The following is a 26,404-nucleotide window of genomic DNA, read 5'->3' on the forward strand; positions in this document are numbered from 1 at the left end:
TAAGAGCATCCGATAAATTGCCCTGGTCATTCTGATTATATTATTACCAACTGGGGTTGTTTGTTAAATAATCAACAACAATATTCACATTCTGCTCGAATTCCTCTGATGGGGAAAGCTGCGGAGAAATGATGGGCTGCTGCTCTTGTGCTGAACGCCTTGCGTAATCCATAAAGGCATATTCGTGTATCCACCCTTCAATATTTTGCCTGCGCACGCTTACCCAATTCTCCTGCACAGCCAGTACAGTAACATGATCATCAACAGACGCAGAGCCGATGACAGGCGAACCGAAATCCGGCATAGATCGGATTGGCGCAGGCGTTGACTGAATAAGCGCCAAGTTCCCTGGAGTGAAAGTCCTGACGCTGTCATGGTTTCTGATTGGCGTACAGCTAGTCATCAATGTAAGAACAAATAACATTATCTGATATATCTTCATTATTGATAGGCCAGCATTGATATATTAGGTCGCGTGCTCGTTTGTGTCCCCAGTTTGCATTTTGCCATTTTTTTCGTTAATTACAAACGATTATTATAGAATTGGAATGAGCGGATGCACTGCGATTGTTCGCTCTGCATCCCTAAGCATAATGACCTCCCGGAGAGTCGTGCTGATGAGCGCCGCTCGAGCCGTTGGGGAAGAGCCGGATAAATCCAGCTGCGTTAAGAATTTCTCGCTGTCTGAGGGTGCCAGGTAGTGGATTCCGGTGATTCCGGACAGCCCGAGTTCGAGAAATTCAGCAGATGGATTTGTCCGGCCCCCAAAAGGGTCGTGGCGCGCATAAGCACGGCTCTCCGGGAGACCACATTCTCAACCCTATGTTCAACCCTGATCAATAATAGAAATAAACGCAATATGCTCCGAACCTTCAAACTCATCATCGAATACGACGGCACCCATTATCACGGCTGGCAGCGGCAGGCCACCGACCGCACCATCCAGGGAGAAATCGAAGCCGCCCTCCTGACCATGACCCGGCAGCAGGTGTCGGTGACCGGCTCCGGCCGAACCGACGCCGGGGTCCATGCCCTGGCCCAGACGGCCAGCTTCCGGTGCGACACCCGCCTGACGCCGGACAATTTCCAGCAGGGCCTGAACAGCCTGCTGGACGACGACATCGTCATCCGCGACTGCCAGTACGCCCCGGACGAATTCCACGCCCGGTTTGACGCCCAACGCAAGACCTACCAGTACCGGATCTTAAACCGCCTTCTTCCCCCGGCCATCGGCCGCCAGTACGTCTGGCACATCCGCCGGCAACTGGATATTGCGGCCATGCGGCAAGCCCTTCCCCACATCACCGGCGAACACGACTTCACCTCGTTTGAAGGCGCCGGCAGCCCCCAGGGCAGCTCCGTCAGAAATGTAATGGCCGCGATTCTTCATGACGCCCCGGACGGCCATCTTTATTTTGACATCACGGCCAACGGGTTTTTAAAACACATGGTCAGAAATATCGTGGGAACGCTGGCGGAGATCGGCCTGAATAAACTCACCCCTGATGACATGGGAAGAATCCTTGCCGCCCGGGACCGGTCCCTGGCCGGCGCTACCGCCCCTCCCCAGGGGTTGTTTCTGATGAACGTGGAATATCCGGATCAATCCGTGCCGTAGATGTCCGGCCGGCGGTTGGGAAGGAAATAGCGCATGCGGTGATCGCGGACGTTGGCAAGGTCGGCGGCCGGAAGGTCGACCACCAGCATCTGGTCCGGCCCCAGCAGACTGTCCATTATCTTTCCGTCCGGCCCGATGACCAGGGCCACCCCCTGGAACGCCAGCCCGACGCCATTGTCGCCCGACTGGTTGCAGGCCGCCACGAACAGACCGTTGTCATAGGCCCGGGCCGTGAGATGACGCATCCAGGAGTCAAACTTCTCCTGGGAGGTGGCGCCCCGCGGGGAAGCATGGGGGAAAAAAATCGCGTCGGCGCCCATCAAGGCCATGCGGGTGGATAATTCCGGGAAATGGGCGTCATAACAGAGTTGAATGCCGAACCGGAACCGCTGGTCCCCGAAAAGCGGAACCGAATTGCCGGGCACAAAGGAAAAAGTTTCCGGCGGCGCGATATGCAGCTTGTCGTAAATTTCGATGCCGCCGTGGGCAAAGGCCGTCACATGGCAGGGCAGAAGCAGATCGCTGGTTTTATCCTGCCGGACGGTGCCGGCCAGAACCGTCATGTTCTCCCGTTGGGCCAGGCCGGACAGTTCAGCGGTGATATCCGGAAAATGTTCCGCCACTTTGCGGTAGTCGCCGAAACGGAGTCCATACCCGGAAATATTCAACTCCGGAAAGCAGACCATGGCCGCTCCGGCGGATTTGGCCTGAAGGGTCCAGGAAACGGTGTTGTCAAGATTGCGGCGGAAGTCACCGGCCGGACAGCGGCAGGTGACCATCGCCACGCGCATGTCTTTCATAACATACCCCAGCCGTCAAAGGACGAACTCCGCCTTGATCTTAAACACCCTGGTGGCGGGAAGGCTCATGATCTCGGCCACCCCGGTCCGGCGCCGGATCTCCGCCAGGCTCTCTTCGATCCGGTCCATGGAAGGCGCGATAAACGTGAACCAGACGTTAACGTCGTCATCCCGGACATAATTGTGAGTGACCCCGGAATAGGTATTGACCGCTTCGGCAAAGGCATCCAGCTTTTCCGCCGGCACCCGGGCCGCGCACAGGGTGCTGACATACCCGAGCTTGTCCGGGGCAAAATTCCCGCCGATCCGCCGGATGATGCCGGCGTCCTTTAACACCCTCACCCGGGTCAGCACCTCCTCTTCGGTTATCCCCAAATCCCCGGCAATCTTTTTAAACGGCTCTTTGTCTATCGGGAAATCCGACTGGATCGAATTTATAATCCGCTTGTCGACGGCGTCAAGCTCCATTATCCCCCCAAAACAAAAAAGCCCTGATCCTATCAGGGCTTTTTTATCAATCAATAACCAAAAAACAACGAGCGGTTACACGCAACCGGTCGGCTTGGGCAGTCCGGCCATTTTGCAGGCTCCCTTGCCCGGTCCTGAGGGGAACAGCTCATAGATGTGTTTCAGTTTGAAACCGGTGAGCTTGGAAAGAATACGGACCATGGGAGCGATGCCGTTTTTCTCGTAATAGTCCTGAAGGATCTTGATGACCTGACGATGTTCCTCGTTCAGTTCCTCAATGCCTTCTTCCTTCTTTACCCACTGAACCCATTCTTCACAGAATTCTTTATAGGATTCAATAAAACCGTCTTCATCCACGTTAAATGTCTTGCCCTGGAATTCAATTGTTGCCATTTGAGTCAACCTCCTTTATGGTTTCTTATATGCCCGTTCCGATCTCTCTCGATCCCTGATTCTTCTTTATCTTCGAATCGTTATGACAATCTTTCTTTTTCAAATTTTTTACAATAACGTCCGTTTTCCGGCTTGTCAAGCTATTTATCATCAACCGGATATCTTACTGAAAAAGCTAATATTCTTTCGGGGTCCGGTTCAACTCGGACAGCGTAAACACCGGCCCGTCCTTGCATACCAGTTCTTTGCCGATATTGCACCGGCCGCACATGCCGATCCCGCATTTCATCCGGTTTTCCAGGGACATGATGATATTGTCATGACCGTATCCCAGCTTTTCTAAAACCGGCAGGGTGAATTTGATCATGACCGGTGGACCGCAGATAATGGCGTAGCTGTCCGGGCCGCCCTTGGGAGCGAACTCCTCGACCACCGGCGGCACGAAACCGACATGGTATTTCCAGCTCGGATCCTTGGTGCCGTCCACCGTAATGTGCATGTTGATATCGTTCCGTTTCTCCCACTCGGCCAGTTCGTCAAGATACAGGAGCATGCCCGGGGTGCGGGCGCCGTAGACCACGTCTATATTACCGTAATTCTTGCGGTTGGCCGGATCGAGCATGTAAACGATGGACGAGCGCAGCGTGGTAAAGGCAAAACCGCCGCCGACGATCAGGACGTTTTTCCCCTGCAGCATCTTCCAGGGATAGCTGTTCCCCAGGGGCCCGCGGATGCCCATGACATCTCCCACGCGCATGTTGTGCAGGTGGGTCGTCACCACGCCGGCCCGGTTGACCGTGAACTTCACAAACCCTTTTTCCACCGGAGAAGAAGCGATGCCGATGGGAATTTCGCCCTTGCCGGTGACCGACAGCTCGGCGAACTGGCCCGCCTGGTAGGCGAACTTGTCCTCGTCCGCGGGATCGATGAAAACGAATTTGAACGTCTTTAAGCTGCGGTCTTCGGTCTCTGTTTTTATATCATCAATGCGAACCGGATAAGGCAGATATGGATTGCGCATACTTACTCCTCTTGTCATGACGCCTTGCATGACGGCTGATTGGAAGCTTCATAGCTGTTCATCATTTTACAGACCGCGCGGATGTCGATGTTGACCGGGCACTTGCGAACGCAGCGGCCGCAACCGGTACACATGACACCCGCCTGATATTTATCCAGAAAATATTTGAGTTTGTGCATAAACCGCTGACGGACCCGCTGAATCTTCTCACCCCGGGGGTTGTGACCGGTGGTATGCACCGTGAACAGGGGGAACATGCAACTGTCCCAGTTGCGCATCCGCACGCCCTTTTTCCGGTGATTCTCGTCCTGGATGTCAAAGCACCAGCAGGTGGGGCAGAGGAAGGTGCAGGTACCGCAATTAATACAGGAAAACCCGAGGGATGACCAGAACGGCGCATTATACAGATCCAGGAGTGATTTCTCCGCCAGTTTGTCCGTGGGGACGGCGGTGGTGATCTTCTCCGCGGCGGCTTTCCCCGCCGCCGCCAGATCGTCGGCCGCTCCGGCCGGGGCATCCCATCCGCCGGTTTTCAGGAATTCGTCACCCTTGGGGGTCAGGGATTTGGCCAGCAGAAAATCCCCGCGGTCAGCCAGGAGCATGTCCAGCCCGGTTTCATCATAGGGACCGCCGCCGACCGAAGAGCAGAAGCAGGTCGGGCAGGGATTGTCACAGGCCAGGCCCACGAAGGTAGTCGCCTCATACCGCTTGAGCCAGTAAGGGTCCTGATAATCGGGCGTGTCAAAGTTCAGCTTCACCAGGGTCATGGCCCGGGCATCGCAGGGCCGTATGCCCACCACCGCCGTGGGCATCGGTTCCCCCGCGGGCGATTTCATGATATTGCAATCCGGATCGGCCGGATCGAGGGTGTATTCGAACAGGGTCTCGGTCTGCGGGAACGTCACCGCCTTGGGAGAAAGCCGCGTATTGGAAAAGTTCAGCTCCGGCGTTTCGCCTTTTTCCAGTTGACGGAAGTCACAGACGCCGTCCTGGATTTGAGGAGCGATCACGCGGTACTTATCCGCCACGCGGGCAAACTCATCGCGCCATTTCTGTTTGTCTATCTTGATTGTTTTCGCCATGGGGTCCTCTATACCTATTTGATAAAATCTCCGGGATCATTGGATGAAAAACCGTCCAGCGCGGGACGCTTATCGGTGGTCATGCCGGATTCCCAGTTGAACAGTTCCAGGCAGTCCTTTTCCAGCTTCTTGGTCAGCAGCCGGACATTGATGTTCATGGGACAGGCCCGGACGCAGGCGCCGCAGTCCACGCATCTTCCGGCGCAGTGATAGGCCCTCAGAAAATGGAAGGTACGGACATCGATTTCGTCCTGGCCCTTGCCCACCCACTGAGGTTTGGCCTCATCCACGAAACAGGTCGGGCAATAGCACAGGGGACAGGCATTGCGGCAGGCATAACAGCGTATACAGGAAGAAAAAATATCTTCAAAAAAGTTCCATCTTTCCTCGGAAGACATCTTTTCCACGGCTTCGACCATCTCATAACGGACGGCGCCGTCCTGTTCCTTGACGGGCTCGCCGACCAGCTCGTCATGGACGACGGGATTGCGATGAACGCAGACCGCGCAGGTCGTGTCCGCCACGGTCGCCCGGTCGATCTTCTTCTCCCCGCCGCTTCCCCTGACCAGCAACGTATCTCCCTGGTCCGCCACCTCTGTAATCACGCCATCGTAAAGGGCTTCCACCTTCTTCCGGTCGACCATTCCCGTGCAGGGCACGCCGATCACCACCAGTTGCTCGCGGGTGATTTTGTTCTCCACGATATGGTTGAGCACGCTTCTCGATTCGCAGCCCCTGGCCACAATCCCGATCTTCTCCTTCCGATCCGTCAGATAATTGGCCAGATTGGCGCCGCAGAAACCGTCATAATGAAGCGTCTCCGCCTCCTCCGGGGTCCGGGCGCAAAAGGGGACGGATGTCATCGGCAGGGTACCGCCGGTAAACCCGACCACCATGTCGACGCGCTTTTCGGCAAGGAGCTTTTTCGCGATCTCTCTTATTTTTTCAGTATATGACTGCATATCACGTTCCCTTGATCTCTTTCTTGGCGTAACGCGTGTTCGGGCCGACTTTCTTGACCTCCGCGGTCACTTCCTCGACCACCCTCACGAACTTGGTGGATTCCGCCGACGATATCCATGAGAAATGGAGCCGGCCGGGTTCGACCCCCATGTATTCCATCAGGTTCTTGAACAGCGCAAACTTTCTTCTCGCGTAATAATTACCTTCCAGGTAATGGCATTCACCCGGATGTCACCCCGACACCCAGACGGCGTCGGCACCTTCCCGCAAAGCGGCCAGGGCGAACTTGGGGCTCATGCGGCCGGTGCAGGGCAGCCGGACCACCCGGATATTGGGGGGATACTGCATCCTGCTGACGCCGGCCAGATCGGCCGCGCCGTAACTGCACCAGTTACACAGGAAGGCTACGATTTTCGGTTCCCAGTCAGCCATTTATGTCTCTCCGTTTATGTTAAAAAAATTGGTTTCTCTTCTATCATCACTAACCCGCCTCTTTCAAGGCGAAAATCTGAGCGAAAATCTGGTCGTTGTCAAACCCGTTTAAGGCAATGGCGCCGGAACGGCAGGAGGCGACGCAGAGTCCGCACCCCTTGCACAGCACCGGATTGATCTGGGCCTTGCCGGCAAAGAACCGGGCGTCGGCCGGAATAAACGACGGCGCCGAGTAGGGGCAGATGGAAACGCACACGCCGCAGGCGCTGCACACGGCCGGGTTGACTTCGGCCACGGTCCCCGAAGCGAAAACGACCTTCTGCGACAGCAGGGTCACCGCCCGCGAGGCCGCCGCCTTGCTCTGGGCAATGGATTCATCGATGGGTTTGGGATAATGGGCCAGGCCGCAGAGATAAACGCCGTCGGTGGCGAACTCCGATGGCCCCAGCTTGGCGTGTTTTTCAACGAACAATCCGTCGTCATTGAGGGGTACCTTGAAGAAGCCGGCCAGTTTCTCGTTGTCGCTGGGGACGATGGCGGTGGCCAGGGTCAACAGATCGGCCTCGATCTCGACCGGCAGCCCGAGAACATGATCGGTCACCCGGATACGGATCTTATCGTCCGCCGTTACCTGGGGTTTGTTTTCCAAGGAATAGCGGATGAAGATGACGCCGGCTTTCCGGGCTTCCTTATAAAGATATTCGCGCTCGCCGTAAGTACGGATATCCCGGTAGAGGATATAAACACCCATGTCCGGATTGAGCTTTTTCAGTTCCAGGGCGTTGTGGATGGAGTGGGTGCAGCAGACCCGGCTGCAGTAAGGCCGGTTGGGTTCCCGGGAACCGACGCACTGGATAAAAGCGGCCGTTCCGATCTTTTTCAGGGACGGATCGTGATCCATCAGTTTTTTATCCAGGCCGAAAGTGGAGACGATCCGATCGTCCCGGCCGAGGCCGTATTCTTCCGTCTGGAGGGGGGCGCCGCCCGTGGCCAGAATCGCCACGCCGTGCTTGATGGTCTCCTGGCCCTTGTCCGACGCCTCGATCATCGTTTCGAAGTTGCCGACAAAGCCGTTGACGTTGACGATCTTCGAATTCAGATGAACGTGGATTTTATCATCCCGCCTGACGTCGTCGATCATGGCCGCCAGGTTCTTCTGGATATCCTCATCCTGAATGGTTTTGTAAAGATTCAGCGCCTGGCCGCCGAGCCGGCCCTCCTTTTCCACCAGGTGGGTCTCATACCCCTGGCCGGACAGACTGCGGGCGGTGACCATGCCGGAGATGCCGCCGCCGACCACCAGGGCGACCGGGTTTACCTCCAGCTGGGCTTCCTTGAGGGGTTTCATCAGCGCCACCTTGCAAACCGCCATGCGGACCAGGTCCTTGGCCTTTTCGGTGGCCACCTGGGGATTGTTCTTGTGGACCCAGGAGTCATGATTACGGATATTGGTCATTTCAAACAGGTATTTGTTCAGACCGGCATCGAGCAGGGTTTCCTGGAACAGAGGCTCATGGGTCTTGGGCGTGCAGGCGGCCACGACAATGCGGTTCAGGTTCTTGTCCCGGATCAGATCCGCCAGGCCCGACTGCGCGTCCTGGCTGCACGAGTACATGTTATCCGTGGCAAACTCCACGTAGGGAAGTGTCGCCGCATAGGCCGCCACCGAGGGCACGTCGATCACGCCGCCGATATTGGAGCCGCACCGGCAGACAAACACGCCGATTCTCGGCCGGTCTCCCACCACGTTGGTCTGGGGGACCGACTCCTTGGATTTGGTCCGGGTGTTGCGGGCCGTGCTGAGAATTTCCCCGGCCGCGGCCGCGGCGGCACTGGAATCCACCACCGCCTGGGGAATATCCTTGGGCCCCTGGAAGGCGCCGCATACAAAAATGCCGGGTTTTGACGTGTCTACGGGGGTAAAGGTCGACGTTCTGGTGAAATTACCCGGGGTCAGTTCAATCCCCAGCCGCTCCGCCAGTTCCCGGGTCTCTTTAGAAATCTCCAGGCCGACGGACAGAACGATCATGTCGAACACTTCGTTTTTAATCTCGCCGTCATCGGTCACATAACGGACTTCCAGGTCATCGGATTCCGGAACCGTATTAACCGTATGCACCCGGCTGCGGACAAAGCGCACGCCGTCCGCCTGGGCCTTGTTGTAGTATCGTTCGAATTCCTTGCCATGGGTCCGCATGTCCATGAAGAAAATGGCGCAGTCCAGGTCGTAAGGCGCGTGTTCCTTGGCGATCATGGCCTCCTTGATGGCGTACATGCAGCATACCGAGGAGCAATAGGCATTATCACACTTGTTCATATCCCTGGAGCCGACGCACTGGAACCAGGCGATTTTTTTCGGCTCCTTATGGTCGGATATCCTGACCAGGTGGCCGCCCATGGGGCCGGAGGCGGAAAGAATGCGTTCAAACTCCATGGAGGTGACGACATTGGGGAGCTTGGCGTAATTATAGTTGTCAAACCGGGTCGGATCAAAAGGGGTGAACCCGGGCGCCAGGATAATGGAGCCCACGTCCAGTTCGACAATCTCATCCTGCATGGCATGATCGATGGCGTCCACGCCGCAGAACTCCTGGCACACCTGGCATCCGCCGGTCTTGAAATGCATGCACACATCCCGGTCGATGGCCGGCATGTTGGGAACGGCCTGGGCATAGGGCACATAGATCGGCTTGCGGCCCTTCAGGCCCATGTCGTATTCCGAAGGAATCAGCCGTGACGTCCGGGTGGATATCCGCTCCTTGATCTTGTCGATGGTGATATGGCCGGTGGGACAGACAAAAGCGCAGGCGCCGCAGGCCATGCAGATATCCGTCTGGACGTGAAAGGGCGTGTCCACCTTCATTTCGACCCCGCGGCCGGTCAGGCTGATGGCGCTGTTGCCCATCTTTTCGCACATACGCACGCACAGACCGCACAGGATGCAATCATCGTTCTCCAGTTTAAAACGCGGCTTTTCAATGCCGTACTGCCCGGCCAGTTTTTTCAGTATGGGGACCTCGGGACACCGGGCATAAAGCATTTCCACGATCAGCTTTCTGCCCTGATGAACGGATTCCGTGTCGGTCCGCACTTCCATGCCTTCCCAGACCGGATAGTTGCAGGCCGTGACGAACTTGGTCCGCCGACCGTCAAACAGTTCAACGGTACAAAGCCGGCACATCCCCGCCGGCGTCAGCGCCTTATGGTGACACATGGTCGGGATTTCCACCCCGTACTTTTCCGCCACCTGAAGTATATACTGACCTTCTTCCGCCTGGACTTCTTTGCCGTTCAGCTTAAACTTAATCATACCCGTAACCTTATAATATCCTTGTCCTGAATCGTGTCACTATCGAATGACAATAGCGTCAAACTTGCAGGCCTCGTAACAGATTCCGCACTTGATGCACTTGCTCTGATCAAGCTGGTGCGGTTTCTTTTTCTCGCCGGTAATCGCCGCCTGGGGGCATTTTTTGGCGCAGGTAGTGCATCCGGTGCAGGCGTCCGCGTCGATTTCATAATGGAACAGCGGCTTGCACACGCCGGCCGGACATTTTTTATCCCGGATATGGGCTTCATACTCATCCCGGAAATAATGAATCGTCGTCAGAACGGGGTTCGGCGCCGATGTCCCCAGTCCGCATAAGGAAAATTTCTGGACCATGGCCCCCAACTCCTCCAGCAGTTCGACATCGCCCTCTTTCCCGTTGCCGGCGCAGATGTCGGTCAGGATATTGAGCATCTGCTTGATGCCTTCCCGGCAGGGGTTGCATTGGCCGCAGGACTCTTCTTTGAGAAAATCCAGAAAATAGCGGGCCACGTCCACCATGCAGGTGTCCTGATCCATGACGATCATGCCGCCGGAGCCCATGATGGAGCCTATTTTAGTCAGCTCGTCAAAATCGACCCCCATGTCCAGGAACTGTTCCGGTATGCAACCGCCGGAAGGCCCACCGGTCTGAACCGCCTTGAACTTTTTCTTCTTGGGAATTCCGCCGCCGATATCGTAAAGAATCTTCCGCAATGAGGTACCCATGGGCACTTCAACCAGACCGGTGTTAACCACTTTTCCCACCAGAGAAAAAATCTTGGTGCCCTTGCTCTTGGCCGTACCGATGGAGGCGTACCAGTCAGCCCCCTTCTCGATGATAAGCGGAACATTGGCCCATGTCTCAACGTTATTCAGACAGGATGGGCTCTCTCTGAAGCCCTTCTCAACTGTATGCACGTATTTGGCCCTGGGCCTCCCCGGCTTGCCTTCCAGCGAAGCCATCAGGGCCGTTGATTCCCCGCATACAAAGGCGCCGCCACCGCGACTGATGGAAACATCGAAATCAAATCCCGAGCCCAGGATGTTCTTCCCGAGGAGGCCGAGTTCCCTGGCCTTCTCGATGGCAATGGTAAGGTTCGTTACCGCCAGCGGATATTCGTGCCGGACATAAACGTATCCCGCCGATGAGCCAATACCCTTTGCCCCGATGATCATGCCTTCCAGAACACTGTGCGGATTGCCTTCAAGAAGACTGCGGTCCATATAAGCACCGGGATCGCCTTCATCGGCATTACAAATTACATAACGATCGCCATGATGCTTGGCGCATGTTTTCCATTTAATACCGGTCGGGAACCCGCCGCCGCCCCGTCCCCGCAGCCCGGACTTGACGACTTCCTCAATGATCCCTTTTGGCTCAAAATCAAAAAGGGCTTTGGCCAGACCCCGGTAGCCTCCGGTCGCGATATAATCTTCAATACTGGTGGGGTCGATCATGCCGTTGTTGCCGAAAATCAACCGTTCCTGAAATTTATAGAAAGGGATATCATGCTCAATGGTAATCTTCTGCTTAGAGACCGGATCCTTATAAATCAGGGCATCAACCAGTTCCCCGTTTTTAATCGTTTTCTCGACAATGTCCGGGATATTCTCTTCCTTGACCTTGGGATAGAAGATGCCTTCCGGATGGATCACCACAATTGGTCCCTTCTCGCAGAACCCATGGCAACCGGAAAGTTTGATCTCAACCTCATCCTGCAAACCGGCCTTTGCGATCTCGTCGACAAAAGCTTTATGGACCTTTGCCGTTCCATAGGCCGCACATCCCGAACCAGCGCAAAGCGAAACCAGCTTTTTCTTACCGCTCTGTCTTTCACCTTGAAGCGAGCTTCTTAACTTCTCCAGTTCATCTCTGCTCTTTAACTTCGCCATGGTCTGTAATCGCCTCCGTTGCCTCTTGTCACTAAGAGGCATGCTGTTTTTTGTACTGCTCGATTGTTTCTATGACACTGGAACGATCTAAACCGCCATACATCTCTTTGTTGACGGTAATGACAGGGCCTGATGCGCAGCACCCGATACAGCGGACGGATTCCAGCGTAAAAAGCCTGTCTTGGGTCGTCTGCCCTTCCACGATATCCAGTTTGTCCTTCAGCGCGTCCTTGATCTTTTCCGCGCCCCGGACATGACATGCCGTACCGGTACAAACGCTGACAATATATTTTCCACGAGGTTTGAGAGATATTGTCTTGTAGAAAGTCGCTACGCTATAAACAAGGCTTTCCTTGACGCCAAGTTTTTCAACCAGAACGGGGATAACTTCAACCGGAACATAATTATACAGCTCGCTGATATCCTGCATGACCATCAACAAGGCCTCTTTGTCTCCCCGGTATTTGGAAATAATGTTGTCTACTTCGGCCCAGTCGATACGGACTGTCTCTTTTTCACTCATGGGGATAAACCCTTTCTTCCCTTTTATTTCTTAAAGCTGAAATCAAAGGTAAACACCTTCATGCTGTCCTCGTTAAGAATTAGCCGATACCGGCGTGTACAGAACAGGGCAGTTCTCCACACAGGCACCGCATCCGGTACACCGATCCATCCGGATACTGCGCGCCCGCTTTCTGATTTTAACCTTGAAATTACCCGCCGAGCCTTCGACGGATTCCAGATCCGCGTAAGTGATGATCTCGATGTTCAGGTGCCGGCCGACCTCGACCAGTTTGGGTGAGATCACTCACATGGCACAGTCATTGGTGGGGAAAGTCTTGTCCAGTTGCGCCATGACGCCGCCGACCGAAGGACTTTTCTCCAGCAGATACACATAATAACCGGAATTGGCCAGATCCAGAGCGGCCTGCATGCCGGCGATCCCCCCCCCTGTGACCAGAACGGAGCCGATAACATTATTGCCCATGAACGTTCTCCTGTAGCTATGGATTACAGGTTATTCCACCTTACATAATCCCGGTGCTGTTTTTCAAAAGGTTGATCTTATATTTGACAATAGTAATTATCAACCTTTTTTGTAAAATATTTTGCCTGTATCAGGCATTCTCGCTTCAAAAAAACAATTGGTTGATTATATTTGATATTTACTCATCATTTCCGGCCGTTTCCTACCGTGAAAAGAGGGTATAACACCTTATTGAATAGCAGTTTCCATGATACCGACCGGATTGCCGACCGGATTGCCGTTTGACAGGCGGTCAGGCGATGTTTATGATTGCCCCCCAAAAGCATATAGGGAGTTATCCGATGACCGACGGTTCAGAAAAAGAGCCCTTTAATTTCTGGAAAGACCACTCCAATCAATTCCTGGAAATGGCGCTGGGCGCTTCCAAACGGGGACGGCTGGAAAAAGCCGACGGATACGGCCTGAAAAAAGGCGATTGCGGAGACTCCGTCGAGTTCTTTCTGGAAGTTAAGCACAACCGGATCACGTCGGTTGTTTACGACCTGAACGGCTGCCTGCACACCAATGCCTGTGCCAACACCATCACGGTCCTGGCTGAGCATAAGACCGTGGAGGAAGCCTGGGGAATCACTCCGGAGCAGATCGCCGAATATCTGGCCACTCTGCCGCAGGACCATTTTCATTGCGCCGAGCTGGCCGCCGGCGCCTTTTATCTGGCGCTGGCCGATTACCAGAAAACCGCCGGATTCCCTTCCCGTCGCCCGACCCGCGGATAGGCCTTTCAACAAATCCCTGATTTTACGTTTTATCCGTTGACTTCACTTTTTTTTCTATAAATAATCAACGCATATTCCACTCATCCTTTGTTCAGGGGAAACGACATGAAAATCGCGGTGGTCGGCGGAGGCAGCCAGAGCCTGGAACTCATGGAACTCATGGAACGGCATTCCTTTAAGGAAATCGATCCGGTAATCATCGCGGTGGCGGACCCGGACCCCAATGCCCCCGCCATGGTCAGGGCCGGAGAAAGAGGCCTTTTTGTCACCTGCGATTACAGTGATTTCTTTGACCATCCCGGGATCGAACTGATCATTGAATTAAGCGACAGCATGGATATTTATAATGACATACTGTCCAGGAAGAAACCGAATACCGGGGCGCTCTGTCACACCACCGCCCGCCTTTTCTGGGAGTTATCCCATGTCACCGCCCTGCATGAAGGAATCAAGCAGGAACTTCAGGAAGCCAAAGCGCTCAATTTTGTCATGAGCAACAAGATGATCCAGGAAGAGATGATGATCATCTCCCCGGATTATGTCATCCAGGACGTCAACGCCGCCCTGCTGAAGCGGTTCGGGAAAGACCGCGAAGCGGTCATCGGCCGTCACTGCTATGAAATTACCCATAACCAGAGTTTTCCCTGCAGCGGGGACCTCCACCCCTGCCCGCTCAAGCAGGTCCTGGAGGACGGCCGCCCGTCCCAGACAACCCACATCCACCAGGACGATCACGGCAACCAGTTCTACCACTCCATTTCCGGATATCCGCTATTCGAAGGCGACAGGATCGTCGGCGTCATTGAAATCGCCAAGGACATCACCAGGGATCTGCGGCTGCAGAACTCGATGATGCAGCAGGAAAAGATGGCTTCCATCGGCCGCCTGTCCGCCGGCGTGGCCCATGAAATCAACAACCCCCTGACCACTATCCTGACCTCCGCCATGCTGATCCAGGAAGAAATGGAACCGGACAACCCCATTTACGAGGAGATTAAAACCATTGCCAAAGAGGCCCTGCGCTGCCGGAAAATCGTCAAGAGCCTCCTGGAGTTCGCCCGGCAGACACCGACCACCCGGACGGCCGGCAGCATCAATGACGTCGGCCGTGAAAGCCACACCCTCACCCGCAAGCACGGCGCTTTTCACGACGTCACCGTCACGGCCGATCTGGCGGGAGACCTGCCTTTGGTGGACATCGATAAGGATCAGATGCAGCAGGCCCTGATCAATCTTATGATGAACGCGATCGAGGCGACCCCTCCGGGAGGCCGCGTCAGCCTGTCCACCCGATTTCTTCCGGATGAGGACACGGTTGAGGTGACGGTAACGGATACCGGCAAGGGTATTGATCCGGAAAACGCCGACAAGGTATTCGAGCCTTTCTTCACCACCCGCAGCGACGGCAACGGTCTGGGGCTGGCCATCACGCACGGCATTATCGAACAGCACGGGGGCACCATCACTTTTGACAGCAAGCCCGGGGAGGGGACCTGCTTTCGGATCCGGCTGCCCATATATAAAGAGGAAGTCAATGACGACTGATCAGCAGCCGCGTATCCTGGTCATTGACGACGAACCGTCCATCTGCGGAAACTGCGTCAAAATTCTGACTCCGCTGCCCGCTGTCGTGGAAACCGCGCTGAACGGATACGACGCCCTCCGGTTGATGGAGGAAAAGCCCTTTGATGTGGTCATCACCGATCTGAAGATGAGCCGGCTGGGCGGCATGGAAGTCCTCGGCCGGATCAAGGAGCGGTATGCCGACACCGCCGTGATCGTCATGACCGGTTACGCCAATGTCTCCTCGGCCGTGGAAGTAATGAAAATGGGGGCGTACGACTATCTGCCCAAACCGTTTACCCCGCAGGAACTTCGTGCCGTCGTCAACCAGGCCCTGGACCAGCGGCGGCTGAAACTCCAGAACCGGGAACTGATGGAGCAGAAGGAGTCCAGGCGGGCCGTATCGCACCAGCTCATCGGCGGCAGCGACAAGGTAAAAAAAATCGTCGGCATGGTGGCCAAGGTGGCCCCGACCGATGCCACGGTACTGCTCATCGGAGAAAGCGGGACCGGCAAGGAACTGATCGCCCGCGCCGTTCATGCCAACAGCAACCGCCATGACAAGATCTTCTTTGCCGTGGACTGCGGCACCCTGAAGGACAACTTCCTGGAAAGTGAGTTGTTCGGGCATGTGAAGGGCGCCTTTACCGGGGCGCACAAGGAAAAGACCGGTATCTTCCAGCTGGCCCACCAGGGAACGGTTTTTCTGGACGAGATCAGCAACATCAGCCTGGAGGTTCAGGGCAAGCTCCTGCGGTTTCTGGAGACCCGGGAGTTTCTGCCCCTGGGCGGCACGGCCATCCGGAAAGTGGATATCCGCCTGATTTTCGCCACCAATAAAAACCTGGAAGAGATGGTGGCCGCCGGCCAGTTCCGGGAGGATTTTTATTACCGCATCTTTGTCTACCCCATTCATATCCCTCCGCTCCGGGAGAGAAAATCGGATATCCTGCCCATCGCCTACTATTTTCTGAAGCAGTACAGCCGGAACATGGGAAAAACCATCGACGGATTTGACGATGCCGCCGTCAGCCGCATGACGGAGTACAACTGGCCGGGAAACGTGCGGCAGTTGAAAAACACCATCGAAAGAGCGGTCATTCTCTGTGAAAAAGAGAGGATTACGTTAAAAGAATTGCCGCTGTTGCGCGAGTCCGGCGAGTTCGAAGAGATGATCGAGCATGTCCCCGTCAACTGTGAAGAGTTAAAAAGGCTCAAAAAGCAGATCCGCGACCTGGCCGTGCAGAAGGTGGAAAAAAACTTTCTCTTCAACGCCCTGGCCAGGAACGACTGGAACATATCCCGCGCCGCCCGGGAGACCGGCATGCAGCGGACCAACTTTCAAAGCCTCATGAAAAAGCGCGGCATCACCCGTCCGGATTCATCAAAATAAGCAAGCTTCCACTCGAATCAATCCCGGTTCCGCTTTCCATACACTGAATATTTTTTCTATACACCCGCCCCGGCTTCTGATGGTGCCGACAAAACCATTTGAAATCTAAATTGTTTTGTAAGAATCCGCGCTGTCTGTCATCCGACGCCATATTTTTTTGGCATCTCTCCATCTGTATACAAAACGCATACACTACGGCGAAGCCATCAGGCCGGGCAAAATGTATAAAGGCAATATTATCAAATTGTTAAAAATAAATTTCCGCCATGGCATAAAAAATGAATTGGTAAAGGCAAAATGAAATGATTCCGCGTGAGCGGTACCCCACAACATAAGGAGGCAAAAATGGAAAACGTTCAAAGAATCATGGTGGTGGATGACGAAAAAGAGATTTGCCAGAATGTCGAAAAGATCCTCGGCAAAGGGGACTTCGAAATCGTTACGGCCCGGAGTGCCAAGGAGGCCCTGGAACTGATGGCCAAACAGTCTTTTGAACTGCTCATTTCAGACATTGTCATGCCGGAGATGAACGGGCTTTCCTTACTGAAACTGGCCAAGCAGCAGTGGCCCCTGACCAAAGCCATCATCATGACCGCCTATGCCTCCACCGATACGGCCATGAAGGCCATCCGCCTGGGCGCCCTGGATTATATTCAGAAGCCCTTTACCCCCGATGAGTTGAGGACAACGGTCGACAACGCTCTGTCCGGCAAGCTGGCGGAAGCGGCGGTGGCGCACCAGGAAAGAGAAGCCATCGAAGTGATCGGAATCGATATTCCCTATGATCGTGACGAGGTTGTCAGGCAGACCAGCGAGGACTATGCCGACCGTCTGAACCGTTCCGACATGCCGGAAATGAAGATCGCGCCGGCGGAAACCCTGGAAAACTATTGCGCCCTGGGCGAAATGGTCTGCGACATTTTCAAAAAACTCGGATCCACCTGCAAAGGCGGAAAAAAGAAGAATGAGTGCCCCCAGAAGGCGAAAAAAGCCGCGGCCAAACCCGCCGGCAGCCAGGTTGACGTAAAAAAACTGATCGGCATTGATCTGCCGTTTGACTACGAGGAAGTGGTCGCGGCTACCAGCGCTGAATACGTGACGCATATGGGCCGGGACGGATTCGCGTTCATGCCCTATGAAGAACTGAAAAAGTCGGTCCCCGCCGTAAAGACCGCCCCCGCGGAAGACGTGACCGCCGGAGATATTCTGGTCGTGGACGACGAAGTGGCCGTCAACAACAACGTCAGAAAGATACTGGCCAAAAACGGTCTTTCGGTGGATCAGGCCCTTTCCAAGGACGAGGCCCTGGCCAAGGTCAACCGGAACTCCTACAAACTGGTCCTCCTGGATTTGAGAATGCCCGGGGTCCAGGGACTGGAACTCCTGAAGGCCATCACCGAAACCCGGCCGGAGACCCGGGTGGTCATCATCACCGGATACGCCAGCATCGAAACAGCCGTGGAGTCGGCCCGGATCGGCGCCATCGACTATCTGCCCAAACCGTTTACGCCGGATGACCTGCGCCAGGTCACCGGCAATGCGTTGCGACTGGCGGCCTGATGACCCCGGCTTTTCGTTCATACCATCGCCCTGTCATATAAAAAGACCGGCCCGGAAGATATTCCCGGGCCGGCCTTCTAATTATCTTGTCTCAAGCGCGGTCAACAACGGCACTGATGACAATCATTGCCGGCGCATATCCTTAAATTGAGGCAAAGGCCGATCACGCCGATGTTTTTAATGATTTTGCCTTGACGGCATGTTTTCCGCTGATCAGACTTTCCAGGGTAATCTGATCCAGGCAGGCGAACAGGGCCTTGCCGGCTTCCATCCATACCCAGCGGGACAGGCAGTCCCCCGCCCTGGCGCACACACCGCAGTCGATTTCCCCGGACTCCGCGCATTCCGTCAACGCGGTCGTCCCCTCGAGACTTTTGACGATATCGGCTATGGTTATCACGCCAGGTGGCCGGGCGAGTTTATGGCCTCCGGACGGCCCCCGCTGGCTGACAATCAATCCGGCTTTTTTGAGTTTGGTGGTCAGATGCTCCAGATACTTCAAGGAAATCCCCTGGCGTTTGGAAATAACGCGCAGAGGGACCGGTTTCTCGCCCCCGTACAACGCCAGATCCAGAAGCAATCTCGTCCCGTATCTACTTTTGGTTGTAAGCCGCATCTTTCTGCCAGGTCCCCGCGGGATGGAACGCCGTCTACCAACCCAGCGTCAGGTAATCATGCATTGAATTGGCCGCGACACGTCCCGCGCCCATGGCCAGGATGACCGTGGCCGATCCGGTGACAATATCGCCACCGGCCCAGACCGCCTTGCGGCTGGTTTTGCCGGTGGCCTGATCGGCCACGATATACCCCCGTTTGTTCAAGGCCAGCCCTTCCGTGGACTTGGTCAGCAGGGGATTGGCGCCGGCGCCGATGGCGATAATCACCAGATCACAGTCGATCCGAAATTCCGAGCCTTTCACCGCCACGGGGCTCCGGCGGCCGGAAGCATCCGGTTCACCCAGTTCCATCTTCAGTGCTTCCATGCCGATGACCCGGCCCTTGTCGTCGCCGAAGAAGCGGGTGGGATTGGTCAGCAGGCGGAAATTGACGCCCTCCTCTTCGGCGTGATGCACTTCCGCGGCACGGGCCGGCAGCTCGTTTTTGGAACGGCGATAAACGATATAAGAATTTTCGGCTCCCAGACGCAAGGCCGTTCGGGCCGCGTCCATGGCCACGTTGCCGCCGCCGACGGTGACCACGTTCTTCCCTTTGATGACCGGGGTGTCATATTCGGGAAAACGGTAGGCCTTCATGAGATTGGTGCGGGTCAGATACTCGTTGGCTGAAAACACGCCGGCAAAATTTTCTCCGGGAATCCCCATGAACACGGGCAGCCCCGCGCCCACGCCCAGGTAAATCGCGTCATAGCCCTGGGCGAACAGTTCTTCAATGGTGACGCTGCGTCCCACCACCGTGTTTAGTTCCACCCTGGCGCCCATGGCGTCCAGGCCGTCCACTTCGGAGAAAACGATCTCCTTGGGCAGCCGGAACTCGGGGATGCCGTAGACCAGCACCCCGCCCGGCCGGTGAAAGGCTTCAAAGATGGTCACGTCATGCCCCTTGAGGATAAGATCACCGGCGACCGTCAACCCGGACGGACCGGAGCCGACCACGGCCACCTTTTTGCCGGTGGACGCCCCCTTGGACGGCTTGACCGCCTTGCGATTGGCCCGCTCATAATCGGCCGCGAACCGCTCCAGGTTGCCGATGGCCACGGGCGCATCTTTCTTGCCCACGATGCATTTGCCTTCGCACTGCATTTCCTGGGGGCAGACCCGGCCGCATACGGCCGGCAGGCTGTTGCGCTCCCATATTTTCTGGATGGCGCCGGGGAAATCCCCTTCCCGGATCCGGTTGATAAAAGCCGGGATATCCACGCCCACCGGGCATCCTTCCACGCAAGCCGGCTTCTTGCATTGCAGACACCGGCCCGCTTCCATTATGGCTGCCTCCGGAGATAACCCCAGAGGGACTTCATTAAAATTTCTGGCCCGTACCGCCGGTTCCTGCTCCGGCATTTTCTGTCTTGGAATCTTTTCGCTCTTCTCTTTCTCCGCCATTATTATTCTCCCCAGCACAAGGTTATTTGCGATAACAGGTATAGCTTTCCTTTTCCTGCTCCGTGTAGGCTCTCAGACGCAGGGTCAACTCGTCAAAATCCACTTCATGGCCGTCGAACTCGGGACCGTCCACGCAGGCGAATTTGGTCTTGCCGCCCACCGAGACCCGGCAGCCGCCGCACATGCCGGTACCGTCCACCATGATGGGATTCAGGCTGACCATGGTTTTGACGCCGAACTCCTTAGTGACCGCCGAGCAGGCCTTCATCATGGGCACCGGACCGATGGCCACGGCCAGTTTCATGTCTTTGTTTTCGGTTAAAACGGCCTTGAGTACATCCGTGACAAATCCATGGTGACCGTAAGAGCCGTCATCCGTGCAGACCCTCAAGTCATGGGAGGCGGCCCGCATCTCATCCTCCAGAATCAACAGCTCCTTATTTCTGGCGCCGATGATGCAGGTCACCTCGTTGCCGGCCTGTTTCAGGGCCCGGGTGATGGGATGAAGCACCGCCACGCCCGTCCCGCCGCCGACGCACACGACCTTGCCGAGTTTTTCGATGTGGGTCGGCGCTCCCAGCGGACCGATCACGTCCATATAGGCGTCGCCCTCCTTCAGGGTGGCGAACAGGGCCGTGCTCTTGCCGACAACCATGAAAATAATGGTGATAGTCCCTTTTTCCGGATTGGTATCGGCCATTGTAAGGGGAATCCGCTCCCCGGCTTCATTGGCTTTTAGAATGACAAACTGGCCGGGTTTTGCCTTGGCGGCAATCAGGGGGGCTTCGATCTCGTTGAGCACCACCGTCCCCTTGGCCATTTCCTTCCGCTTTACGATTTTAAACATATCCTTCCTCCTTAACCGATATTTTCAGCCATAGTTATTGTCATATGCTCATTATTTCGTTTTTTCTATCGCATGTCGCCTGCATTAATTCAAGGACTTTAGTGGTATTCGACCAGATTTTTATGTTATACAGCAGCATCAATAATATGCTATTGCCTGTCACGGCAACAAAAAACGATACTTTGGAGATAATGTTTTGAAATTATTCGACAGCCACTGCCATCTGGATGATAAGGATTACGATCCGGATCTTGAAGCCGTTATCGATCGTGCCCGGGAGGCCGGCGTTAACGCCTGCATGGTGGTCGGGACCACCACCGCCCGCTCCCGGAAAGCCGCCCGAATCGCCGCGGAACATGACGGCATTTTCGCTTCCGTCGGTCTCCACCCCCATGACGCCGCCAGCGGCAGCGATGAAGTGATAGACATTTTAAGGGATCTGGCCCGGTCCAACCCCAAGGTCCGCGCCTGGGGAGAAACCGGCCTGGATTTTAACCGCATGTACTCTCCCCAGAACGACCAGGAGAAATGGTTTGCCCGTCAGATCGCAGAGGCCGCGGCCTGCGATCTATCACTGATCTTCCATGAGCGGGATTCCAGGGGCCGCTTTCTGGAAATCCTCAAAAGCGACCTGGCACCCGGCCAGACCGGCGTGGTTCACTGTTTTTCGGGTAATAAAAAGGAATTGACCGCCTATCTTGACCTGGGGCTTTATATCGGCATCACCGGCGTCATCACCGTCAAGAGCCGCGGAGAAGATCTCCGCCAACTGGTCCGGCACATCCCGGATGACCGTCTGCTGGTGGAAACCGACGCGCCCTATCTGACGCCCACGCCCGAGCGCAACCGTTACAAGCGCAACGAACCGGCTTTTGTTAAAACCGTCTTTCTGAAGCTGGCCGACGTCAGGCAACAGGACCCGGAGGTCCTGGCCCCAATCATCTGGGACAACACCTGCCGGCTGTTTAAAATTTAGAGATGGTGTTTAAGAACAGTTAAAGATCATATCCACTGATACCCATGCACCAGCGGTTATCCGATTGCTTTTCACGGTTGTTTACAGTAGGTTTACTACAGTATCTATTGGCGCTTGAGCAAGGAGCGTTTTCATGGCCTCTCCACGAATCGGCCTGGCCCTGGGCAGCGGCTCGGCCCGCGGCTGGGCGCATATCGGCGTACTCCAGGCCTTGGAGGAGATGGGCGTCAAGCCCGATGTCATCAGCGGATGCTCGGCCGGGGCCATCGTGGCCGGGGCATACGCCGGCGGAAATCTCCAGAAACTGGCCGATTGGCTGGTCACCCTGAACCGGAAAACCGTCCTGGGCTTTTTTGATTTCAGCCTGTTCGGCGGCGGCGTCATTGCCGGTGAGCGGCTGTTTGACTTTTTTAAAGAGCATATCGGCGACAGCAACATAGAGGATTTACCGATACCCTTTACCGCCGTTGCCACCGAACTGGACTCCGGCCGGGAGGTGTGGCTGAATTCCGGCTCCCTGCTGGAAGCGATCCGGGCCTCGATCTCCCTGCCGGGCATGTTTACGCCCGCCCGGATCAACAATGAATGGATGATTGACGGCGGCCTGGTCAACCCGATTCCGGTTTCTGCCTGCTGGGCCATGAAAGCCGAGGTGGTCATCGCCGTCAATGTCAGCGCCGGCATTATCCGGGCCCATCTCCAGGGTAACCGGGACAGGAACGATAAACGAGGCGACAAAGAGGAAGCGGAGAAAGCCGGGCCTGATAAAAAAACCGGCTGGTGGGACACGGGCTTCTTTAAGAAAATCAGCGGCGACAGTGACACGCCCGGTGTTTTCGATGTCATCCACAGTTCTATTCTGATTATGCAGGAACGCATCACGCGCAGCCGGCTGGCCGGTGATCCGCCGGATCTGCTGCTCCTGCCGCGGGTCAGCGATATCGGGCTGATGGAGTTTCACCGGGCTCAGGAAGCCATTGACGAGGGCCGGCGCTGCGTGGAGCGGGCCGGCAAGTCCATTCTGGATGTCATCGAACTGAATCAATAACCCGGGCATCTTTGGGGCAGGAGCATGTGATGAGCGTGAAGATCAACAGCCGGGAAACGATGTTTCATGTCGGCCGGTTCCGTCTGGACACGGAAACCATTACCCTGGACAACGGCAACGATACCACGGTCCATGTGCTGAGACACCCTGGTGCAGTGGCCGTAGTGCCTTTTCTGGATGAGGGAACTGTTATCCTGATTCACCAGTACCGGCATAGCGTGGGCGACTATATCTGGGAAATTCCCGCCGGAACACTGGACGCGGGCGAAGACCCGCTAGCCTGCGCCGGCCGGGAGCTGATTGAAGAGACCGGCTTTCGCGCCGGAACGTTCACTGCCATCGGCCCGATTTTCCCCGCGCCCGGGTATTCGGACGAACAGATTCATCTGTTCCTGGCCGGCGACCTGGCGCCCGACGTTCAGAACCTGGAGCCGGACGAGGTCATTCACGTTCGCCGGGTCCCTTTGCTCCAGGCACTGGGAATGATTGACAGCGGCGAGATCCGCGATGCCAAAACCATTGCCGGTCTGTTGCTGGCCGGCCGTCACAAACAAAGCATATAAGGATGGCGCGATGAACCGGTTTGTCGGGAAGGTCACGATCATCACCGGAGCCGGCTCCGGCATCGGTCGGGCACTGGCGGAAAAACTGGCGGCCCGGGGCGCGATTTTGGTGCTGGCCGACATCAACGGACCGCAGGTGACGCAGGTCGTAGACCAAATAAAAAAAACCGGGCGCCAGGCCCGGGCGGTCGTGCTGGATGTGACAGAACGGGAGGCGGTCCGGGAGGTGGTGGAAGCCACGGTGGCCGAACACGGCCGCCTGGATTATCTGTTCAACAACGCCGGCATCGCTGTCGGCGGCGAAGCCCGGGACGTTTCCTGCGACGACTGGAAGCGCGTCATCGACGTGGACCTGTACGGCGTGATCCACGGTGTTTGCGCGGCTTACCCGATCATGGCCGCGCAGGGCTTCGGGCACATCGTCAACACCGCGTCGATGGCCGGCCTGGCGCCCTTTCCGGGCGAGCTGTCCTACACGGCCGGCAAGTACGGAGTAGTCGGCCTGACTTTGGGCTTGAGAATCGAAGGCGCCGATCTGGGCGTCAAGGCCAGCGTGGTCTGCCCGGGTATCATCGACACGCCGATTTACCGGGTGAGCAAGGCCGTCAGATTCGACAAGGAGAACGCCCTGGCCGAACTGCCCCGGGGCATGACGCCGCAACGATGCGCTGAAGAGATCCTGCGGGGAGTGGAGAAGAACCGGGCGGTCATCGTGGTGACGTTCATGGCCAAATGCATGTACCTGATCCAGAGACTCAGCCCCGGACTGATGTTGTGGCTGTTCAGGCAGTATATGAAAAAAATGCGACGGTTTCGGATAGAAGCATAACAGTAACCGTAAAGGAAAGGAGACAGACCATGAACGAAATTCAAGGGCAGAAACAATCGGCCGCGTTTATCACCTCCAAAGACACCCTGGACGGCGTCTATCCGGGACTGATCTTAAGCATCAACGCCAGGCGCCTGGGAATGGAGGCCACCGTATTCTATACCTTCATGGGGCTCAACGTCCTGCGCAAGGGGTGGGTGGAAAAAGCCAAGTTCCAGCCTCCGGGATTCATGGGCGCCATCCCCGGCATGGCCGCCGTGGCCACCTGGATGATGAAGGGGAAAATGGAAGAGGCCAACGTGCCCACGCTGCCAGATCTTCAGGAAATGGCCCAGGCCGAAGGCGTCCGCTTCGTCGCTTGCAAAATGACGGTCGACATGATGAAATTCACGCAAAAGGACTTCATCGACGGCGTCATCATCCAGACGGCGGAAGATTTCTTAAAATATGCCATGAACTGCAAGATACTGCTTTATACTTAGTCTCCATCGGAAACGGTTTGGTTATGCTTTATACTGGACATTTAATTTAGGAGATCAATCATGACACACGGCAAAACCACTCACGCGCTGGCGGACTTCTGCAAAGACACCTGCCCGATCTGCACCCGGGCCCGGGAAAAGGGCGAGGGGTTGCTGCACAGTTTTGTCAAGCTGGAAGAGGGGATCTGCCCGGCCTGCCGCTCCTACAAGAAGGTATATGGCGTGCCGGCGCATGAGAAAATTCAGGAGAAAGAATAGCGAACTATTCTTTCTCTTAATCTTTAATAAGGTATTTTTTTATTTATATATACTTTTCTTTGGTGCAAAGAAAAGTACCAAAAGAAACATTTCCCGGCACCGCGGCTGATCCTGGTTGCGACCGTTTTTTCGGCGTGGGCAGGAACTCGCTTGGGAATCGGCTCTGGGAATAAATTTCCGGTGCTCTGTTGTTTTCCTTTTTTTCGTATTGCCCAAGGAATTTGGCGCTCAAACAGCCTGCCCACTGTTGCCGAAAAAACCTGGCCGCAACCAGGGCCGCGCTGCAACGGGCAAAAAATGTTCTGCTTTTCGAACGCCGACGTCAAGCGCGTCCATTATAAATGAAAGGCCTTGATTCGATTTCTGTTTGAAATGGCATCTGCAATCCGGAGATATGATGAATTTAGGGCAAAAGCCATCATTCTACCCGTACAATCAATAAAACCTTCCGCTAATTTTTAAAGGCAGTGGGCCTCCCCCTGCCCGTTGCAGCGCAGCCGAGCGCAGGCGGTTTTTTCGGAAACAGCGGGCAGACTGTTTGAGCGCCGAGCCCTGATGAATAGCTTCGAGGGGGGAATAATCAATTTCCGGAAAACCAACGTCGAGGGTGATTCCCGAGCGAGTTTCTGCCCGCGCCGAAAAAACCGCCCGCGCGAGGGAAGCCACGCCGGTGGCGTGGCCAAGCTGCCGGACAATGTTTCTTTTGGTCCTTTTCTTTGCGCCAAAGAAAAGGACATTATAACCAGGCTAAAGATTTTGATCGGCAGCCGGGCACGACTTGCCCGGCTCAATCACGCAGCAACAGTCGCCCCCGGTCCTGCCCAGCATGGAATTGATGACGGCGGCGGCGCAGCCCACGCCGCTCTGGACGGTGATGGCGCCGGCCGGGCAATTCATGGCGCAGGCGCCGCATTCCATGCAGGCGTCCCGGTCAATTATCGCCGCCCGGCCGTTATCCAGCGACAGCACCCCGCGGGGGCAGACGTCGGCGCACAGGCCGCAGCCGACGCAGCGTTCCGCGTCCAGCGCCAGGGTGACCACGTCCTTCAGATAACGCAGTTTTTCCATAACGTCTCCTAAC

The 26,404-nt window shown here is 55.8% G+C and carries 26 protein-coding genes and 1 pseudogene; 11 read left to right on the forward strand and 16 right to left on the reverse strand.

Features of this window, described 5'->3' with window-relative positions; translation table 11 throughout:
- Positions 1–43: 43 nt before the first annotated feature.
- On the reverse strand, positions 44–304 hold the full coding sequence (locus AB1724_09380; protein MEW6078011.1) for an SH3 domain-containing protein: 261 nt from the start codon (positions 302–304) through the stop codon (positions 44–46).
- A gap of 555 nt (positions 305–859) precedes the next feature.
- On the opposite strand from AB1724_09380, the gene truA reads away from it, so the two are divergent.
- On the forward strand, positions 860–1,618 hold the full coding sequence (gene truA, locus AB1724_09385) for a tRNA pseudouridine(38-40) synthase TruA (GenBank protein ID MEW6078012.1): 759 nt from the start codon (positions 860–862) through the stop codon (positions 1,616–1,618).
- Here the strand turns inward: truA and AB1724_09390 are convergent.
- From AB1724_09390 to AB1724_09440, 11 genes and pseudogenes are all read right to left on the reverse strand, one after another.
- Positions 1,603–2,418: a nitrilase-related carbon-nitrogen hydrolase gene (locus AB1724_09390; GenBank protein ID MEW6078013.1), complete on the reverse strand. Its 816-nt coding sequence runs from the start codon at positions 2,416–2,418 to the stop codon at positions 1,603–1,605. The two genes, truA and AB1724_09390, sit on opposite strands and share 16 nt — an antisense overlap.
- Before the next feature lie 15 nt (positions 2,419–2,433).
- Positions 2,434–2,886: an AsnC family transcriptional regulator gene (locus tag AB1724_09395; GenBank protein ID MEW6078014.1), complete on the reverse strand. Its 453-nt coding sequence runs from the start codon at positions 2,884–2,886 to the stop codon at positions 2,434–2,436.
- 75 nt (positions 2,887–2,961) lie between these two features.
- Complete coding sequence (locus AB1724_09400; GenBank protein ID MEW6078015.1) at positions 2,962–3,279, reverse strand: TusE/DsrC/DsvC family sulfur relay protein; 318 nt, start codon at positions 3,277–3,279, stop codon at positions 2,962–2,964.
- A 175-nt stretch (positions 3,280–3,454) separates the two neighbouring features.
- Positions 3,455–4,300 carry an FAD/NAD(P)-binding protein gene (locus AB1724_09405; protein MEW6078016.1) on the reverse strand — a complete coding sequence of 282 codons (846 nt, stop codon included), beginning with the start codon at positions 4,298–4,300 and terminating at the stop codon, positions 3,455–3,457.
- 14 nt (positions 4,301–4,314) lie between these two features.
- Positions 4,315–5,382: a 4Fe-4S dicluster domain-containing protein gene (locus tag AB1724_09410; protein ID MEW6078017.1), complete on the reverse strand. Its 1,068-nt coding sequence runs from the start codon at positions 5,380–5,382 to the stop codon at positions 4,315–4,317.
- Between the two features lie 14 nt (positions 5,383–5,396).
- On the reverse strand, positions 5,397–6,344 hold the full coding sequence (locus tag AB1724_09415; protein ID MEW6078018.1) for a 4Fe-4S ferredoxin: 948 nt from the start codon (positions 6,342–6,344) through the stop codon (positions 5,397–5,399).
- Position 6,345: 1 nt separating this feature from the next.
- A complete protein-coding gene (locus tag AB1724_09420) occupies positions 6,346–6,777 on the reverse strand; it encodes a hydrogenase iron-sulfur subunit (protein MEW6078019.1) in 432 nt (143 codons plus the stop codon).
- A gap of 49 nt (positions 6,778–6,826) precedes the next feature.
- A complete protein-coding gene (locus AB1724_09425; GenBank protein MEW6078020.1) occupies positions 6,827–10,087 on the reverse strand; it encodes an FAD-dependent oxidoreductase in 3,261 nt (1,086 codons plus the stop codon).
- A gap of 39 nt (positions 10,088–10,126) precedes the next feature.
- Positions 10,127–11,980: an NADH-ubiquinone oxidoreductase-F iron-sulfur binding region domain-containing protein gene (locus tag AB1724_09430; protein MEW6078021.1), complete on the reverse strand. Its 1,854-nt coding sequence runs from the start codon at positions 11,978–11,980 to the stop codon at positions 10,127–10,129.
- Between the two features lie 31 nt (positions 11,981–12,011).
- A complete protein-coding gene (locus AB1724_09435; GenBank protein MEW6078022.1) occupies positions 12,012–12,503 on the reverse strand; it encodes an NAD(P)H-dependent oxidoreductase subunit E in 492 nt (163 codons plus the stop codon).
- Between the two features lie 102 nt (positions 12,504–12,605).
- Positions 12,606–12,968, reverse strand: a pseudogene (locus AB1724_09440) (FAD-dependent oxidoreductase).
- A 341-nt stretch (positions 12,969–13,309) separates the two neighbouring features.
- On the opposite strand from AB1724_09440, the gene AB1724_09445 reads away from it, so the two are divergent.
- The 4 genes from AB1724_09445 (at position 13,310) to AB1724_09460 (ending at position 18,260) form a co-directional block, all read left to right on the forward strand.
- On the forward strand, positions 13,310–13,744 hold the full coding sequence (locus AB1724_09445) for an iron-sulfur cluster assembly scaffold protein (GenBank protein MEW6078023.1): 435 nt from the start codon (positions 13,310–13,312) through the stop codon (positions 13,742–13,744).
- A gap of 105 nt (positions 13,745–13,849) precedes the next feature.
- Complete coding sequence (locus tag AB1724_09450) at positions 13,850–15,289, forward strand: ATP-binding protein (protein MEW6078024.1); 1,440 nt, start codon at positions 13,850–13,852, stop codon at positions 15,287–15,289.
- Positions 15,279–16,700 (forward strand): sigma-54 dependent transcriptional regulator, encoded by a 1,422-nt coding sequence (locus AB1724_09455; protein ID MEW6078025.1) that lies wholly within the window; start codon positions 15,279–15,281, stop codon positions 16,698–16,700. Before AB1724_09450 ends, AB1724_09455 begins: the two co-directional genes overlap by 11 nt.
- Positions 16,701–17,045: 345 nt before the next feature.
- A complete protein-coding gene (locus AB1724_09460; GenBank protein ID MEW6078026.1) occupies positions 17,046–18,260 on the forward strand; it encodes a response regulator in 1,215 nt (404 codons plus the stop codon).
- Between the two features lie 163 nt (positions 18,261–18,423).
- Here AB1724_09460 and AB1724_09465 read toward each other — a convergent pair whose 3' ends face one another.
- From AB1724_09465 to AB1724_09475, 3 genes are read right to left on the reverse strand one after another with little or no spacing between them, the layout of a single operon-like run.
- The gene (locus tag AB1724_09465) at positions 18,424–18,876 is read right to left on the reverse strand and encodes an Rrf2 family transcriptional regulator (GenBank protein MEW6078027.1); all 453 of its coding nucleotides are present in this window, start codon (positions 18,874–18,876) and stop codon (positions 18,424–18,426) included.
- Between the two features lie 34 nt (positions 18,877–18,910).
- Positions 18,911–20,320 carry an NADPH-dependent glutamate synthase gene (gene gltA / locus AB1724_09470; GenBank protein ID MEW6078028.1) on the reverse strand — a complete coding sequence of 470 codons (1,410 nt, stop codon included), beginning with the start codon at positions 20,318–20,320 and terminating at the stop codon, positions 18,911–18,913.
- Positions 20,321–20,342: 22 nt separating this feature from the next.
- A complete protein-coding gene (locus AB1724_09475) occupies positions 20,343–21,167 on the reverse strand; it encodes a sulfide/dihydroorotate dehydrogenase-like FAD/NAD-binding protein (protein ID MEW6078029.1) in 825 nt (274 codons plus the stop codon).
- A gap of 196 nt (positions 21,168–21,363) precedes the next feature.
- On the opposite strand from AB1724_09475, the gene AB1724_09480 reads away from it, so the two are divergent.
- From AB1724_09480 to AB1724_09505, 6 genes are all read left to right on the forward strand, one after another.
- Complete coding sequence (locus tag AB1724_09480) at positions 21,364–22,143, forward strand: TatD family hydrolase (GenBank protein MEW6078030.1); 780 nt, start codon at positions 21,364–21,366, stop codon at positions 22,141–22,143.
- Positions 22,144–22,276: 133 nt separating this feature from the next.
- Positions 22,277–23,191, forward strand: coding sequence for a patatin-like phospholipase family protein (locus AB1724_09485; protein ID MEW6078031.1), 915 nt, complete (start codon positions 22,277–22,279; stop codon positions 23,189–23,191).
- A gap of 29 nt (positions 23,192–23,220) precedes the next feature.
- On the forward strand, positions 23,221–23,754 hold the full coding sequence (locus AB1724_09490; protein MEW6078032.1) for an NUDIX hydrolase: 534 nt from the start codon (positions 23,221–23,223) through the stop codon (positions 23,752–23,754).
- 10 nt (positions 23,755–23,764) lie between these two features.
- Positions 23,765–24,583 carry an SDR family oxidoreductase gene (locus tag AB1724_09495; GenBank protein ID MEW6078033.1) on the forward strand — a complete coding sequence of 273 codons (819 nt, stop codon included), beginning with the start codon at positions 23,765–23,767 and terminating at the stop codon, positions 24,581–24,583.
- Positions 24,584–24,612: 29 nt separating this feature from the next.
- Positions 24,613–25,065 (forward strand): DsrE/DsrF/DrsH-like family protein, encoded by a 453-nt coding sequence (locus AB1724_09500; protein MEW6078034.1) that lies wholly within the window; start codon positions 24,613–24,615, stop codon positions 25,063–25,065.
- A gap of 60 nt (positions 25,066–25,125) precedes the next feature.
- On the forward strand, positions 25,126–25,323 hold the full coding sequence (locus tag AB1724_09505; GenBank protein MEW6078035.1) for a hypothetical protein: 198 nt from the start codon (positions 25,126–25,128) through the stop codon (positions 25,321–25,323).
- A 747-nt stretch (positions 25,324–26,070) separates the two neighbouring features.
- On the opposite strand, the gene hgcB is transcribed toward AB1724_09505, so the two are convergent.
- Positions 26,071–26,391, reverse strand: coding sequence for a mercury methylation ferredoxin HgcB (gene hgcB, locus AB1724_09510; protein MEW6078036.1), 321 nt, complete (start codon positions 26,389–26,391; stop codon positions 26,071–26,073).
- Between the last annotated feature and the right edge of the window lie 13 nt (positions 26,392–26,404).

This window comes from Thermodesulfobacteriota bacterium, from assembly GCA_040753795.1.
Taxonomy (GTDB): domain Bacteria; phylum Desulfobacterota; class Desulfobacteria; order Desulfobacterales; family Desulfosudaceae; genus JBFMDX01.

Bases quoted from the DNA above. Each gene is read 5' to 3' on its own strand.
- AB1724_09380 (MEW6078011.1), bottom strand. From the start codon at position 304: ATGCCGGATTTCGGTTCGCCTGTCATCGGCTCTGCGTCTGTTGATGAT.
- truA (MEW6078012.1), top strand. From the start codon at position 860: ATGCTCCGAACCTTCAAACTCATCATCGAATACGACGGCACCCATTAT.
- AB1724_09390 (MEW6078013.1), bottom strand. From the start codon at position 2,418: ATGAAAGACATGCGCGTGGCGATGGTCACCTGCCGCTGTCCGGCCGGT.
- AB1724_09395 (MEW6078014.1), bottom strand. From the start codon at position 2,886: ATGGAGCTTGACGCCGTCGACAAGCGGATTATAAATTCGATCCAGTCG.
- AB1724_09400 (MEW6078015.1), bottom strand. From the start codon at position 3,279: ATGGCAACAATTGAATTCCAGGGCAAGACATTTAACGTGGATGAAGAC.
- AB1724_09405 (MEW6078016.1), bottom strand. From the start codon at position 4,300: ATGCGCAATCCATATCTGCCTTATCCGGTTCGCATTGATGATATAAAA.
- AB1724_09410 (MEW6078017.1), bottom strand. From the start codon at position 5,382: ATGGCGAAAACAATCAAGATAGACAAACAGAAATGGCGCGATGAGTTT.
- AB1724_09415 (MEW6078018.1), bottom strand. From the start codon at position 6,344: ATGCAGTCATATACTGAAAAAATAAGAGAGATCGCGAAAAAGCTCCTT.
- AB1724_09425 (MEW6078020.1), bottom strand. From the start codon at position 10,087: ATGATTAAGTTTAAGCTGAACGGCAAAGAAGTCCAGGCGGAAGAAGGT.
- AB1724_09430 (MEW6078021.1), bottom strand. From the start codon at position 11,980: ATGGCGAAGTTAAAGAGCAGAGATGAACTGGAGAAGTTAAGAAGCTCG.
- AB1724_09435 (MEW6078022.1), bottom strand. From the start codon at position 12,503: ATGAGTGAAAAAGAGACAGTCCGTATCGACTGGGCCGAAGTAGACAAC.
- AB1724_09445 (MEW6078023.1), top strand. From the start codon at position 13,310: ATGACCGACGGTTCAGAAAAAGAGCCCTTTAATTTCTGGAAAGACCAC.
- AB1724_09450 (MEW6078024.1), top strand. From the start codon at position 13,850: ATGAAAATCGCGGTGGTCGGCGGAGGCAGCCAGAGCCTGGAACTCATG.
- AB1724_09455 (MEW6078025.1), top strand. From the start codon at position 15,279: ATGACGACTGATCAGCAGCCGCGTATCCTGGTCATTGACGACGAACCG.
- AB1724_09460 (MEW6078026.1), top strand. From the start codon at position 17,046: ATGGAAAACGTTCAAAGAATCATGGTGGTGGATGACGAAAAAGAGATT.
- AB1724_09465 (MEW6078027.1), bottom strand. From the start codon at position 18,876: ATGCGGCTTACAACCAAAAGTAGATACGGGACGAGATTGCTTCTGGAT.
- gltA (MEW6078028.1), bottom strand. From the start codon at position 20,320: ATGGCGGAGAAAGAGAAGAGCGAAAAGATTCCAAGACAGAAAATGCCG.
- AB1724_09475 (MEW6078029.1), bottom strand. From the start codon at position 21,167: ATGTTTAAAATCGTAAAGCGGAAGGAAATGGCCAAGGGGACGGTGGTG.
- AB1724_09485 (MEW6078031.1), top strand. From the start codon at position 22,277: ATGGCCTCTCCACGAATCGGCCTGGCCCTGGGCAGCGGCTCGGCCCGC.
- AB1724_09490 (MEW6078032.1), top strand. From the start codon at position 23,221: ATGAGCGTGAAGATCAACAGCCGGGAAACGATGTTTCATGTCGGCCGG.
- AB1724_09495 (MEW6078033.1), top strand. From the start codon at position 23,765: ATGAACCGGTTTGTCGGGAAGGTCACGATCATCACCGGAGCCGGCTCC.
- AB1724_09500 (MEW6078034.1), top strand. From the start codon at position 24,613: ATGAACGAAATTCAAGGGCAGAAACAATCGGCCGCGTTTATCACCTCC.
- AB1724_09505 (MEW6078035.1), top strand. From the start codon at position 25,126: ATGACACACGGCAAAACCACTCACGCGCTGGCGGACTTCTGCAAAGAC.
- hgcB (MEW6078036.1), bottom strand. From the start codon at position 26,391: ATGGAAAAACTGCGTTATCTGAAGGACGTGGTCACCCTGGCGCTGGAC.